At 32.8% G+C, this 14,416-nt stretch carries 10 protein-coding genes; 1 reads left to right on the top strand and 9 read right to left on the bottom strand.

Translation table 11 applies throughout. The annotated features are described in order from the left end of the window. Positions 1-85: 85 nt before the first annotated feature. Positions 86-1,228 (bottom strand): acyl-CoA dehydrogenase family protein, encoded by a 1,143-nt coding sequence (locus EV145_RS18210; protein ID WP_133526626.1) that lies wholly within the window; start codon positions 1,226-1,228, stop codon positions 86-88. Positions 1,229-1,239: 11 nt separating this feature from the next. Further along, a complete protein-coding gene (locus EV145_RS18215; protein ID WP_133526627.1) occupies positions 1,240-2,130 on the bottom strand; it encodes a ComEA family DNA-binding protein in 891 nt (296 codons plus the stop codon). Between the two features lie 259 nt (positions 2,131-2,389). On the opposite strand from EV145_RS18215, the gene EV145_RS18220 reads away from it, so the two are divergent. Next, the gene (locus EV145_RS18220; protein WP_133526628.1) at positions 2,390-3,859 is read left to right on the top strand and encodes an APC family permease; all 1,470 of its coding nucleotides are present in this window, start codon (positions 2,390-2,392) and stop codon (positions 3,857-3,859) included. 51 nt (positions 3,860-3,910) lie between these two features. Here EV145_RS18220 and EV145_RS18225 read toward each other — a convergent pair whose 3' ends face one another. From EV145_RS18225 to EV145_RS18255, 7 genes are all read right to left on the bottom strand, one after another. Next, the gene (locus tag EV145_RS18225) at positions 3,911-4,138 is read right to left on the bottom strand and encodes a PspC family transcriptional regulator (protein ID WP_007810860.1); all 228 of its coding nucleotides are present in this window, start codon (positions 4,136-4,138) and stop codon (positions 3,911-3,913) included. A 95-nt stretch (positions 4,139-4,233) separates the two neighbouring features. After that, positions 4,234-5,505, bottom strand: coding sequence for a DUF2851 family protein (locus EV145_RS18230; protein WP_133526629.1), 1,272 nt, complete (start codon positions 5,503-5,505; stop codon positions 4,234-4,236). A 74-nt stretch (positions 5,506-5,579) separates the two neighbouring features. Then, positions 5,580-6,062: a 3'-5' exonuclease gene (locus EV145_RS18235; protein ID WP_133526630.1), complete on the bottom strand. Its 483-nt coding sequence runs from the start codon at positions 6,060-6,062 to the stop codon at positions 5,580-5,582. 84 nt (positions 6,063-6,146) lie between these two features. Beyond that, positions 6,147-7,508, bottom strand: coding sequence for a pyridoxal-phosphate dependent enzyme (locus tag EV145_RS18240; RefSeq protein ID WP_133526631.1), 1,362 nt, complete (start codon positions 7,506-7,508; stop codon positions 6,147-6,149). Between the two features lie 47 nt (positions 7,509-7,555). Next, entirely contained in the window at positions 7,556-9,523 is a 1,968-nt protein-coding gene (locus EV145_RS18245; protein WP_133526632.1) for a putative porin, read from the bottom strand. Between the two features lie 180 nt (positions 9,524-9,703). Continuing rightward, a complete protein-coding gene (locus tag EV145_RS18250) occupies positions 9,704-11,275 on the bottom strand; it encodes a RagB/SusD family nutrient uptake outer membrane protein (protein ID WP_133526633.1) in 1,572 nt (523 codons plus the stop codon). 11 nt (positions 11,276-11,286) lie between these two features. Further along, positions 11,287-14,409: a SusC/RagA family TonB-linked outer membrane protein gene (locus tag EV145_RS18255; RefSeq protein ID WP_133526634.1), complete on the bottom strand. Its 3,123-nt coding sequence runs from the start codon at positions 14,407-14,409 to the stop codon at positions 11,287-11,289. Positions 14,410-14,416: the final 7 nt, after the last annotated feature.

Consider the following 14,416-nt stretch of genomic DNA (forward strand, 5'->3'; position numbering starts at 1 on the left):
TTTACTCTTTACTCTTTACTCTTTACTCTTTACTCTTTACTCTTTACTCTTTACTCTTTACTCTTTACTCTTTACTCTTTACTCTTTACTCTTTAAGCAAATTTCTTGAGATAACTAATTTTTGAATTTCCGTAGTACCTTCACCTATAGTACATAATTTGGAATCTCTATAAAATTTCTCTACCGGAAAATCTTTGGTATAACCGTAACCTCCATGTATCTGAACTGCTTCATTTGCAATTTTCACACAAGCTTCAGATGCATACATTTTCGCCATTGCTCCTAATGTTGTAACTGGCTGATGGCGCTGTTTTAGATAAGCCGCTTTGTGAAGCAGTAATTCTGAAGCTTCAATTTCGGTTGCCATATCTGCTAATTTAAACGAAATACCTTGAAAACTGCTTATTGGCTGACCAAATTGATGTCTTTCTTTTGAATATTTCAACGCTGCCTCATAAGCTCCTTTTGCAATTCCTAAAGATAAAGCTCCAATAGAAATTCGACCACCATCTAAAATTTTCATTGCCTGAACAAATCCTTGTCCTATTTCACCTAATCTATTGGCATCTGGTACTCGGCAATTATCAAAAACCAACTCGGCTGTCTCGCTTGCGCGCATTCCTAATTTATTCTCTTTTTTACCCGAAGAAAAACCAGCCATACCTTTTTCTAACACAAAAGCAGTCATTCCTTTAGAATCTCCTTTTTCACCTGTTCGCACAATTACAACAGCAACATCGCCCGATATAGCATGGGTAATAAAGTTTTTAGCACCATTTATAACCCAAAAATCTCCATCTCTAACTGCAGTTGTATTCATTCCACCTGCATCAGATCCTGTATTATGTTCTGTTAATCCCCAAGCTCCAATATATTCAGCATTTGCCAGTTTTGGCAAATATTTTTTCTTTTGCTCTTCGTTTCCAAAAGTCAAAATATGATTGGTGCATAGCGAATTATGAGCCGCAACAGACAAACCTATAGAAGGATCAACCTTTGATATTTCTTCAACTACCGTAATATATTCATGATACCCTAACCCAGATCCACCAAATTCTTCTGGCACTAAAACTCCCATAAAACCCATTTCCCCTAATTTCTTAAATAGAGCGACAGGAAAAATTTGAGCTTCATCCCACTCCATAATATTAGGTCTAATGTTTTTTTCTGCAAATTCTTTAATTGACTGAGCAATCATTGACTGCGTTTCGTTATAATCAAAATTCATGTTGGCTTTTTTTAGAACTCCAAATATAAACTAATTATTTTTGCTTTTTCAACAGGAAAATCTTTAATTTTTATCAAATCCTCAATATTATTGAAATTTCCATTCATACTCCTATACGTTATAATTTGTTTTGCCAATGCATATTTAAAATATGGGAACTGTGACAACTCTTTTAACGACGCATCGTTTATTGCAATCTTTTTTAAATCTCTCGGTATTGTAATCTTAAAATGCGAATTCAATTCTGCAATAACTTCTGGCGACAATCCCCATATATCATTCATTTGTTCCATCGAAACAAAACCTCCCAATATTTCTTTTTGTTTTAAAATTCGCAATGACAAGGCCTCGCCTATTCCATAAATTTTAATTAGATCCTCCTGAGAAGCCTGATTAATATCCATTGTAATGATCTTTTCTTTTTTAAAGTCCGCTTTTTGAACATAATTGTTTTTCTCCACTTTAAAACTTGATTTGTTCCGGGTCCAATCTGGAAATTTAAATAATGGAGAAATCTTTTCTAGCAAAGAATCGGAAATTTTTGTCACGGCTTGAAACTCTTCAGCCGAGTTTACATACTTGTTTTCTTTTCGGAAAGCTAGCAATCTGTCGATTTCCAAAACTGACATTCCTAATTTATAACCTTTATAATCTGTAATAAAGTTTGGATTGAAATGATACTGCATTGGTTTCTTTTCATTTTTTATTTCTTTAAGTGAATCAATTTCAGATTGCAATGGCATCCATTCCTCTTTTTCGGGAAAAGATTTCTCAGCCAAGTTAAAATCTATCGAGAAATACAAAACCTCTAACACAATTATAATAATAAAAAGCCCAATTATGCCTGTACGCTGTTGTCTAGTAAATTGAAAATATGATTTTAATGGTCTATAATTTTTCATTTGCGGTCATTCTTTATTTTTAACCCAACGTCAAAAGTATTGAATTAGTAAGAAATTTACTAATTTAAATTCTAAGAAGAAATTATATTAAGTAGAAACAAATGCTAATTAGATTGAGGAATTCAAGGGCTTAAAGATTGTTTTCCGGCACTTTTGTGAATATTTTAAACATTTTATAACTTAAAACGCTATAATTGTTTTTATTTTTTACAAAAAACAATACATTTGGAGCTTAATAACAATAAACCAATATAATTATATGTCAATTTGGAGAGTCAAACCTATATCTGCTTTTGAAGCCGATATGAAAAAAAGTGATTTAAAAAGAGTTCTTGGAAAATGGAGCCTTACTGCTATTGGAGTTGGTGCTATTATCGGAGGAGGAATTTTCGTTCTTACTGGTACTGGAGCTTATTATCATGCAGGTCCAGCCTTAGCTATTTCATTCATCATCGCAGGTATTGCCTGTGTTTTTGCTGCTCTTTGTTATTCTGAGTTTGCATCAATTTTACCCGTTGAAGGTTCAGCTTATGCCTACGCATACGGGACAATTGGAGAAATTTTCGCTTGGATAATTGGCTGGGGACTTGTCCTTGAATATGCAATGGGGTCAATGACCGTCGCAGTATCCTGGTCCGGATATTTCAATAAATTACTCAAAATGTTTCATATAAAACTCCCTGAATGGCTTACAACTGATCCTGCGAGTTATACTGGCGAAGGTTTCTCTATGAATCTTCCTGCTTTTTTAATTGTGATATTGGTTATTTCATTACTTATTAAAGGAACAAAAAGTGCTGCTAAAGCAAATAATGCTATTGTAATTCTTAAAGTTTCTGCGGTAATTTTTGTAATCATAGCGGGACTTTTCTTCATTAATACAGCAAACTGGCATCCATTTATTCCAGAAGCTACTCAAATTATTGAAAAAGAAACAACTCATAATGCTTACGGAATTAGCGGAATTGTATCTGGAGCCGCTGCAATTTTCTTTGCTTATGTAGGCTTCGATGCTGTTTCTACTCAAGCAGGAGAAGCTATTAATCCTAAAAAAGATGTTCCTTTTGCAATTATTGCTTCTTTATTAATTTGTACTACTTTATACATCCTTGTTTCTCTAGTATTAACAGGTATGATGAATTATCAAGATTTTAATCCACTAGGAAAATACCCTGAAGCAATAAAAGCTCCTGTTGCATACGCATTTGATATTGCAGGACAAGGATGGGCTGGTTTTATCATCACTGTTGCAGCTACTATAGGTCTAATTTCAGTATTGATGGTAATGATTATGGGACAATCAAGAATTTTCTTGGGAATGTCTAAAGATGGATTAATTCCTTCTGTTTTTTCAAAAGTCAACCCAATTTCAGGTACTCCAAAAACCAATTTAATTATTTTAGGAGGTATTATTGCAACTGTTGCTGCTTTTACTCCAATCAATAAATTAGCAGACATGACTAGTTTTGGAACTTTATTTGCCTTTACTATGGTTTGTATTGCTGTTTGGATTTTAAGAGTAAAACAACCTCAATTAACAAGAACATTTAAAGTACCTGCACTTCCAATAATTGCTGTTTGCGGTATTTCAATTAATACTTATTTAATGATTAATTTGAGTTTAGACGCTCAATTACTTTCATTAGGATGGTTAGCGATTGGTATTTTAGTTTACTTTGCATATAGCAAAAAAAGATCAAGACTTAACAACAATACAGAAATTGAATAAATACCAATTTCGTTTCATAAAAAAAGCTCCAAATAATATTTGGAGCTTTTTTTATAGATCAAAAACCGAAGTTCGTTTTGCTCTAATTAAATCTTTTAATCTGATCCAGAAAGCAAGAGTCAGGTAAACTCCAAAGCCTAAACCTGCAGTAACAAATGATATATAAATAAAAAATAATCGCACACTCGTTACGCGCATTCCTAATTTGTCTGCAAGACGAGACGAAACGTGAAAGCCGTATTTTTCAAAGAAAAACTTAAGTTTTAAAATCGCTGACATATTATTTTAAATTTTAGACTGTGGATAAAGATTCCCATCGACTCGCTCAGGATGACAAAAGTACAAATTATCTCATTATCACATTTTCTAATTATCTAATTATTTTTGAGTAACTCCATTCCTATTACGCATTTCAAGCAAGCTTTCCGATCACAATATTCCTTTTTGAGCTCTAATAAAGTCTGGCTTTCAAATGCATTATTTGATTTTATTCCGAAAGAAGCAAACTTTTCAATAATGGAATTTTTCTCAGAAGAAACGCCAATCATAAAGTCAATTAAATTTTCAGCAATTGTCTCACCCATTATGTTTGAATAAGCAAATTGGAGTGGAATTATTGTATTTATAATCAACAAATCTAGAAATGAATTTGAAAGTTTCTTCGTTTTTTTCGGACTTTCTTTATCAAACTGATAGTGGTTCTGCCAATAAAAACTTGCCGAAACAGAAAGTAAACTATAAACACTTTCTGCAGATCTCAGTTCGATAATTTTCGAAAATAAATTTTGGTAATTATGATACAAACTTGCTAATTGTGAGAGTCTAATTGTAGGAAAGTTATCTGGCCGATGCTTAAAAAATTGAACCGGATCGACATAAGTTCTTTCTAAATTGTATTTATGAAGCAGAAAAAAATACCTGAATTTTAAGTCTTTAAAATAAACATCTTCTTTCTCCATGTCTAGCAAACCGCAAATCCCAAAAAACAATGCTTCTAAATTTTCTACTTCAAAACTTTCTTTTCTAAAAATTGAAAAAGGTATCGACTTTGCCATTTGAACAAAAGAATTTCCATTCGTATTTAGTCCAAAATTTTTTGCCAGCATACAAAACAAAACTGCTTCCCAATCCTGATTTGTTTCGTCAAGTAATTGATAGATGAATTGTGATTTTCGCTCCAATTTTTCAAAAAACAATCGCTCCTGCCAATTTTTTAAAGTAAAATCATCAATCTCTTTAAGATCTTTTTCGCACGAAATCCATGTTTTAGCTGCAGTTAACGCATTATAATTTGCTACTAAATCTTTAGAGACATAATCTTTTAAAATCAATACCGGAATTTCAGCGTTATTTTCCCTGAATATTTCGGTATCATGTTCCCAAACTACATGCAAAATTACATTCTCGTAAGCAGTATCTTTTTCGTGCTGATGCAAATACCAATCTGATGATTTTAAGTGGATTTCAACATTACCAGCCCATTTTTGTTCTCCAATTTTAATTTGAGCATTAAAAAAATCTGGTCCTGAAAGTTCTAAATAATCACCAATTTTATAAATAATAATTTGCTCATTTTGAGCAGTTTTCAAATTCAAGAGATCAAACTTCTTAAATTTCCAGATATAATGAAGAAAATCTTCTTTCATTTTTACGTTTTATAACAAATTACAAAACCTAAAAATACACAAAATTATTAAAAATAATCTTATAAATTTATATTTTAACGCATCATATATAATTTTGCACAAGCTCGAGCATCTGAAAGTGCTTCGTGGTGATTTAGTTTAATATTCATTTCGCGACAGCAATCACTTAATTTTGTAGGTTTTATACCTTTCGCTTTGTAAATTTTTACAGTACACTCCCATTTTGAAGCAATATTCAAATCTTCATAACTCAAGTTATTGGCCAACATTGATTTAGCTAAAACATTTCGGTCAAAACTTTCATTATGCGCAACAACAACCCTATTTTTTAATCTTTTTTCTATTTCAGGATAAACCTGTACAAACGATTTTGCGTTGACAGTATCGCGAGGATAAATACCATGCACTTGAATTGTAAATGGATTATAAATATTATTTGGCGGTTTTATTAAAGTGACAAATTCATCGACTATTATACCATTTTGTACAGTAACAATTCCAACTGAGCACGGATGATGTCCCGTTGCGGTTTCAAAATCTATTGCAGTAAAATTCATTTTTATAAATTTAAAAAAAGAAAATCCATAAATCTAATTATTAAACAACAATCAGATTTATGGATAAATTTTATTTTATGTGTCTTATTTTATTGAGCCAATAATATCATATTTTGTGATAATATGATGACTGCCGTTTCCTAATTCTACTAAAACTGCATCATTTTCTTTTGTAAAAAGTTTTGATACTTCTTCAATAGGAGTTCCCAATTTAACAATAGGGAAAGGTTTGCCCATTACTTCTTTAATTGGTTTTTCGGCAACATTTTTGTCGGCAACATAACTTCTAAATAAATCTGTCTCATCAACAGAGCCAACAAAACCATTAATATCTACCACCGGAATTTGTGAAATTTTGTACTTACGCATACGCTCGATTGCGTGCGAAACTAATTCTTCAGTACGAACAACAATTAATTCTTTGTCAATATGATCTTTAATAACATCTTCAGCTTTCGTAACGTTTTCTTCTAAAAATCCGCGTTCACGCATCCAGTCATCGTTAAACATTTTTCCAACATATCGGCTTCCAGAATCGTGAAATAGAACCACTACCACATCATCCGGTTTAAAATGCTCTTTTAATTGAAGCAAACCTTTAATACAAGCTCCAGCCGAATTTCCAACAAAAATTCCTTCTTCAAGTGCAATTTTTCTGGTGTAAACAGCAGCGTCTTTATCGGTCACTTTTGTAAAGCCATCAATTAAAGAAAAATCAACATTTTTTGGCAAAATATCTTCTCCAATTCCTTCTGTTATATAGGAATAAATTTCGTTTTCATCAAAAATTCCCGTTTCATGATATTTCTTGAAAACTGAACCGTATGTATCAATTCCCCAGATTTTAATATTCGGGTTCTTCTCTTTTAAGTATTTTCCAACTCCCGAAATTGTTCCTCCAGTTCCAACACCAACGACAAAATGAGTAATCTTACCATCGGTCTGTTTCCAGATTTCCGGTCCTGTCTGTTCGTAATGTGCCAAAGAATTTGACATATTATCGTACTGATTTACATACCAAGAATTTGGAGTTTCGTCAGCTAAACGCTTTGAAACTGAATAATACGAGCGAGGATCTGTAGGCTCAACATCAGTAGGACAAACCACTACTTTTGCACCAACAGCACGAAGTATATCCATTTTTTCTTTAGACTGCTTGTCTGATATTACGCAAATCAGTTTATAACCTTTTACAATAGCAACAAGTGCCAGTCCCATTCCGGTATTTCCTGAAGTTCCTTCAATAATAGTTCCTCCGGGTTTCAATCTGCCGTCAGCTTCTGCGTCTTCAATCATTTTTACGGCCATTCTGTCTTTAACAGAATTTCCCGGATTAAAAGTTTCGACTTTTGCCAATACTAACGCATCAATTTCAGCAACAATTTTGTTGAGTTTTACCAATGGTGTATTACCAATTGTTTCTAAAATATTATTTGAAAAGTCCATTTTGTATTAATTTAATATTTGGTTTTAAAATAAATCAAAGCCTAATTTTATTGGAAGAAATTCCAAACTAAACCAAATCGGATCACGAAGTCACGATATGGATTATTAGGCGCTGCGTAATAATCATTTTTAGAAAAAGAAGAATTAAAATGCTCTGCTTTTAAATAAAAACGAGTTTGACGAATTCTTGCATTTACAAAAAAATCGAAAGTCGCATAATTACCAATTTCTTTAGTGTTTTGAACAAAAAATTCTCCCACCACCGGATTGTAATCATTTCCGTAGTATTTCGTGAAATAATTAAAAACTAGCCCGGTTTGCATAAACAAAGCTTTCTTGAAAAAATAACTAGAATAATAAAGCGTATTTCTAGTCACAAAATCTGGCACATTTAAGATTAACTCAGACTGATCAACCTTTTGATACAATAGTGTATTATCAAAACCGAATCTTCCAAATTTAAACTCTTTACTCGCCTTTACAGAGAAATAATTAATAACATTGCCGTACTGTGCAGGTTTAATTATTTGTGTGTAAACTAATTTCTCAGCCGGTTTCGAAACATCTGCAAAATATAAATGATCTTTTAAAACAGAATACTGAACTTCTGCGTTTAACCAAGGCGTAAAAATATTAGCACCAAGCTGGTTTATTTTTTCATTTTTAAAATTATTCGACCAATTGTACTCTACATAACTGCTTTGGTACAAATTATAATTATTGTTTGGAAGCTTATTTATGTTTCTATATCTGAAATCGAACTGAATATCTTTGTTTAAATTGTATCTTAGTTTAGCATCTAAATCAGAAAGCGACTGATTTGTAATTGATCTAGTATACAAGAAACGTCCGTTCCATTTATTCTTCTGATATTCATATTGTCCTCCAACATTATTAATTTGAAGAAATAAATTATCTGGAATAATATGCCCATCCTTTTTTACAATAATTCTATTATACTCATAGTTTGATCTGTAATCATCAATAAAAAAATAGAATTTCCCTAAGAGCGAATTCTCATATGCAAGTCCTGCTTTGTTGTATAATTTTTCATAACGAGTTCGATCACTTATATTACTGGTAACATACGATTCACCAAAACGTTCAACAGGTGTCGTATTTACATACGAAAGCACTGTTGGCTGTTTGTACTCGAAAAACTTATATTCATAATTAAACTGATGCGTTACAAATAAATTATTATCACCATTTTTAGGGTTTATTCTAAATGCGTGATCAAAAAAGAAACGATGTCCTTTTAGCAAAGATTCTGCATCTGTTAGATATACCTGCAGACGCTGGCGGTTTTTAAAATCGGGATCCTCACTTTCAAAATCCGAAGGAGTGGTAATACCTCCATTTTCTTCATTCGTAACATCTTGATAAGTGACATGAGCATTTAAAATATACCTTTTGTTTGTTGTAGCATAGCTTGTCGTAAATCTAAAATTACCTACACTCACTAATTGATTAATATAATTCCCTTCTGAACGAAGGCCTCTGTAAGCAGCTGAAAAATTCAGATTTTTAGAGGTATTCAGCGTAATAAACGAATCTACATTTTGACCTTTATTTATAGTAGTGTTAAAGAACAATTCTGTAAATGGAGTTGCTGCCGAGTAATATTTAATATCCGAAGGCTGCATATAATCAAAATGTTTTCCCGAAAAACCAATTTCAGGATAAGGCGAAAAACTTGTCAAACTATAATTCAACGTATTATAAGTTTGTCCTATGTTAGAAAATTCTAAAAGTCCAAAATTATCTTTGCGAAGGTAATTTTGTCTGTAAGCACTTTTTAATGTTAAAGAAGTATCAGCATAAGTAGTATCATGTTCTAAAGTGATAATCTGATATTGCTCGATTTTTGCAATTTTAGCTTTTTTCTTTTTTAGAGTATCTGTAATACTTGAATATTGAGTGTTCATATCCAAATTACTTTTAGAAGTGTTTTTTTCTTGAGAAAACAATAAGGCGGGCATTATTATTAGATATAGAAAAAAGAGTATTCTCATTTGATAGCTTTATATTGAAATTATATTCGACAGAATTAGTCAAGCAAAGGTAAAAGATAAAAACGTATAAAAAAACAAATCAGTATGATTGAGAAGTTTTTATCACAATAAAATCAAAATAGAAAAACCCCCAATCAAAAAATGATTGAGGGTTTTAAAAAAATCAAAATATTTATTTTCTTACCATCCAGTATTTTGTTCGATACCTAGGTTAGTATTCATTTCTAATTGTGGTATTGGCCACAAGAATTTGAAATCAGTTCCTGGAACAGCAGCTACAGGACGTGTAATTGTATAAGCAGCAGTTAAATCAAATGCAGCTACAGCAGGTACAGCATTAGCAACTTTTGAAGGAATACCGTCGATTGCAACAGATGCAATTGGATCACCTTGTAATCTGTGGATATCTGACCATCTACGTCCTTCTTGTAAGAACTCAATTCTTCTTTCTTTAAGAATTAAGCTTACCAAATCCGCTTGAGTAGCATATGATGCTGCAGTATAAGCCTGAGTTGCAGGATTTGCTAACGATCTATTTCTAATAGAGTTCAACAAAGTTAAAGCAGCTGGCAAGTTAGCTGAAGATAAACGAGCTTGAGCTTCAGCCATGTTTAAAACAACCTCAGCATATCTGATAACTGGAGCTGGATCTGTCATGTTAGTAACATCATAATACTTGTTAGTATATTTAATTCCAGATGCTGTATAAATGAATTTTCCGTTCTCTCTACGTTTGTCATCAGACAACCATTGAGAATCTCTCCAAAGAATTGGACTAATACAAACTAAAGCTCTGTTTTTTAATACACTTGCTAAAGCAGCATTAACCTGAGGGTTCATTGTAGATGTATGTACAATAGAGAAAATAGATTCAGTATTACCAACATTAGCAGCAAAAGGAGTATATGGATCTGCAGTCAATGCGTAACGTCCATTCAATTTTGTTCCTTCAGCAATAACGTTTGCCCAGTCTCTTTTTTGAAGATAAACTCTAGTTTTGAAAGCGATTGCTGCAGATTTTGTAGCTCTACCAATACTATTAATAGAAGCACCAGCACCAGCACCAGTAGCAGCAATTAATTTTTCAGCATCATTTAAATCTGCTAAAACTTTAGTATAACATTCAGCAACAGTATTTCTTGGTTTATTATCTTCAGAAATTAATTCTGCAGCTGTATTAACACCTACTTCTCTATAGATAACTCCAGGGTGAGTAGCACCAGCTGTAAAGTTATATGGTCTTGCAAAATAAGTAAGCAATTCAAAATGAGTGATTGCTCTTAAAAATTTAGCCTGTCCAATATAATCATCTGCAACAGCCTGTGTAATAACACCTTTTGCTACAGCATCTGTTGTTCCTTCGATCATAAGGTTACATCTGTTGATTAATTTGTAACCATCAACCCAGTAGAAAACGTTGTTAGCAGTTGTTGCATCATAAGTTGCAGTATAAGTCAATTGGTAAAAAGTTGCCATGTTAACAACATCTTCTCCTCTTGCCTCTCCTTGCTCAACAAACGCAGCACCCCATACATACCCTCTACCACCATTTGTTGATGTTGAGTTGTACATACCAATAGCCGCCGCATTGTAAACACCCGACATATAAGATTGAATTAATGAAGGTGTTGAAAAAGCTTTTGCGTCCGAAATATTGTTTACTGGTTCTAAATCCAATAGTTTTTCTTCTGTACATGAGCTCATCCCGAGTACAACTACAGAAAGTAGAATTGTTTTAAATATATTTTTCATATGTGTTTTTATTATAAACTTACATTTATACCCATTGAGATAACTTTAGAACGTGGAGTTCCGTTAACATCAACTCCAGACGTTTCCATTTCAGGATTGATACCTTTGTAATCTGAAATTAACCAGATGTTTTGTCCTTGAAGAAAAACTCTAAAGTTATCAACTCCAATTTTCTCCATTACAGATTTAGGTAATGTGTAACCTAAACTAATGTTGTCAAGTGAGATAAAATCACCTTTTTCAACGAAACGAGTTGAAGCACTTCCTGAAAGGTTAGTAAATGTATTTGAACTTGCGTATAATCTTGGTGTCCATCCGTCTCCAGGATTATCAACACTTTGCCATCTTCCTAAAATTTCAGTTCCATTGTTGTTGAAGTTTTGGTTCATTAACTCTCTTCTTGTAGAGTTAAAGATTTTATTTCCTCCACTGAATCTAAACATGAAACCAAAATCAAGATTTTTGTATTTCATAGTAGATGAAACTGATCCAAAATATGTTGGCAATGTATTACCTAAGATAGATTTATCAGCAGTTACTAAAGAAGACTGGCTAGCAGCATTCATAGCAGCACCTGGGTTAGCAGGATCAAATGTGTAATATAATGAATTATTAAGATTTCCTTGTACTAATGTACCATTTGCTTTATAGTAAACTGGGTTACCATTTGCTTTGTTAACACCCCAGTATTTAAACCCGTATAAAGAGTTGATTGACTCACCTTGTCTGATAATAATATTTGGAGCAATGTTTGTATCTGTAGAAGAACCTCCTACGATATCTTGTCCATCAACTAAACCAGTAACTTCGTTTTTAGATAATGTTAAGTTAGAAGAAACATCCCAAGTAAAGTTTTCATTGTTAATCGCTTTGAACGATACAGCAAACTCATATCCTTGATTGTACATTTTACCAATGTTAGTATTAACAACACCACCATTAACACCAGGAACACCTAGAGAAGGATCTACTGGAGCCGCTAAAACGATTCCATCAATATCATTTTTGTAGTAATCAAACTGTAAAGTCAAACGATTATCTAAGAAACCGAAATCAGCACCAAAGTCAACTTTGTTACTAGTTTCCCATTGTAATACGTTGTTACCAAATTGAGAATATCCAATACCGTTTGCACCACCATAAGGAGAACCAACAGTAAGACCTTTAGCTGGATAAGCAATTCCACCTAATACATCAACGTTACCAACTTCAGAGTAAGATCCTCTTAATTTGAAATCAGAAACTACTTTACTAATTCCTTGCATAAAGTTTTCTTTAGAAACTGTCCAACCTGCAGAAACTCCAGGGAAGTTATGCCATCTAACATCTTTCTCATATTGAGAAATTCCGTCACGTCTGATCGATCCTTGAATAAAGTATTTTTCTTTATAGTTATAAGTAACACGACCTAAGTAAGAAATAATTCCTTTTTCAGTAACACCTCCACCAGCATCTTTAGTGTTGAAAGTATTAGATACTAAATTCTTATCAAAATAATCACTTAATAAATCACTTCCTTGACCCCATAAAACTTGGCTTCTAGATTTTTGGTATTCAGCAACTCCAGTTACACCTAAGTTGTGATCTTCAGCAAAAGTATGCTTGTAATTCAAGATATTTTGCCAGTTCCATCTCATAAGATCTGTGTTATCTTGATATAATGTTCCGTTTACTCCACGTCCATCACCATGAACTGGATTCCAATAGTACATACCATCTGTTGAAGCATTATCAGCACCTACTTGTAATTTAAAACTTAAATCAGAAGTAATTTTTGCGTTAGCATACGTGTTGAATAAAATTCTCGTTGTATTTGACTGATATTTGTTGTGATCAAGAACATACATAATGTTAGTGATATTATCTCCTACAGGAGCTAAGTTATCCCATTGACCTACAGTTGCATTATTTGATGAAAGGTTATATCCTGTTGGATCTAACGGATCATAAATTGGAGTATTAGGCAATTGTCTGATTGTATTAAAGATATTTCCAGACAATCCACTTGCATTACTATTCAAACCATTGATTTCAGTTCTGTTCACATTTATGTTTGTACCCATACTTAACCATTTATTGATTTCTTGATCAATATTAGCTCTTATGCTGTACTTTTTCATGCTGTTAGACAAGTTGATACCTTCTAACTCTGAATATCCTAAAGATAAATAGTATTTTGTTTTATCAGAACCTCCGCTGAAGTTAAGATTGTGCGTCATTTGAGGAGCATTTCTTAAAACTGCTGATTGCCAATCTGTATTGAATGTACTTCCAACAGCCCAAGGAGTTTGTCCTGCATTTGTTCTTTTCTCGTTAGAGATTACCAAGAAATCTGGAGTTTCTAACACATTGTATGTTTTAGCAGCACTAGCAACACCTAAAACACTTGAGTAGTTTACCTTTAAAGTCCCTTTTTTTCCTGTTTTAGTTGTAATCAAAATTACACCGTTAGCAGCTCTAGAACCATAAATCGCTGTAGCAGCACCATCCTTCAATACGTCGAAAGACTCGATATCTTCTGGGTTAATATCTGCAAGACCATTTGTAGATGTAGCACCTCCAATATCACCTGAATAAATTGGAACACCATCAACAACAATTAATGGATCATTAACACCAGAAATAGTAGAAATACCTCTAATTCTAATTTTTGGAGCAGCTCCAATAAGACCTGTGTTAGTTAAAACCTGAACTCCAGTTGCTCTACCTGCTAAAACACCTTCAAAAGATGGAGTTACTAAGTTAGCGATGTCTTTTCCAGAAATTTTAGAAATAGAACCTGTAACTTCTTTTCTTTTCTGAACACCGTAACCTACTACTACTACTTCATTCATTAATTGTGCCTCAGACTCCAACTCCACATTAACTGTGTTTGAAGTTCCAACAGTTACAGTTTTGTTATTCATACCTACATATGAAAAAACTAAAACATCTCCTGTTTTCGCTTTTACAGAATAACTTCCGTCAAAATCTGTCTGAGTACTAACTTTTGTTCCTTTAACAAGAACATTTACTCCTGGAATAACACCTGTTTTATCAGATACCTTTCCAGTAACAGTTTTCTCTTGAGCGAAAGAAAACTGCATAGATAACGCTACAAGGAGCGTAAAAATCCATTTAAATTTTAATTTCATTTTAATT

Origin of the sequence: Flavobacterium sp. 245 (genome assembly GCF_004362055.1) — a bacterium.
In the GTDB taxonomy this organism is placed as follows: domain Bacteria; phylum Bacteroidota; class Bacteroidia; order Flavobacteriales; family Flavobacteriaceae; genus Flavobacterium.

What these genes read in the sequence shown, in the direction of transcription:
- EV145_RS18210 (WP_133526626.1), bottom strand. Translation starts at nt 1,228, where the DNA reads ATGAATTTTGATTATAACGAAACGCAGTCAATGATTGCTCAGTCAATT.
- EV145_RS18215 (WP_133526627.1), bottom strand. Translation starts at nt 2,130, where the DNA reads ATGAAAAATTATAGACCATTAAAATCATATTTTCAATTTACTAGACAA.
- EV145_RS18220 (WP_133526628.1), top strand. Translation starts at nt 2,390, where the DNA reads ATGTCAATTTGGAGAGTCAAACCTATATCTGCTTTTGAAGCCGATATG.
- EV145_RS18225 (WP_007810860.1), bottom strand. Translation starts at nt 4,138, where the DNA reads ATGTCAGCGATTTTAAAACTTAAGTTTTTCTTTGAAAAATACGGCTTT.
- EV145_RS18230 (WP_133526629.1), bottom strand. Translation starts at nt 5,505, where the DNA reads ATGAAAGAAGATTTTCTTCATTATATCTGGAAATTTAAGAAGTTTGAT.
- EV145_RS18235 (WP_133526630.1), bottom strand. Translation starts at nt 6,062, where the DNA reads ATGAATTTTACTGCAATAGATTTTGAAACCGCAACGGGACATCATCCG.
- EV145_RS18240 (WP_133526631.1), bottom strand. Translation starts at nt 7,508, where the DNA reads ATGGACTTTTCAAATAATATTTTAGAAACAATTGGTAATACACCATTG.
- EV145_RS18245 (WP_133526632.1), bottom strand. Translation starts at nt 9,523, where the DNA reads ATGAGAATACTCTTTTTTCTATATCTAATAATAATGCCCGCCTTATTG.
- EV145_RS18250 (WP_133526633.1), bottom strand. Translation starts at nt 11,275, where the DNA reads ATGAAAAATATATTTAAAACAATTCTACTTTCTGTAGTTGTACTCGGG.
- EV145_RS18255 (WP_133526634.1), bottom strand. Translation starts at nt 14,409, where the DNA reads ATGAAATTAAAATTTAAATGGATTTTTACGCTCCTTGTAGCGTTATCT.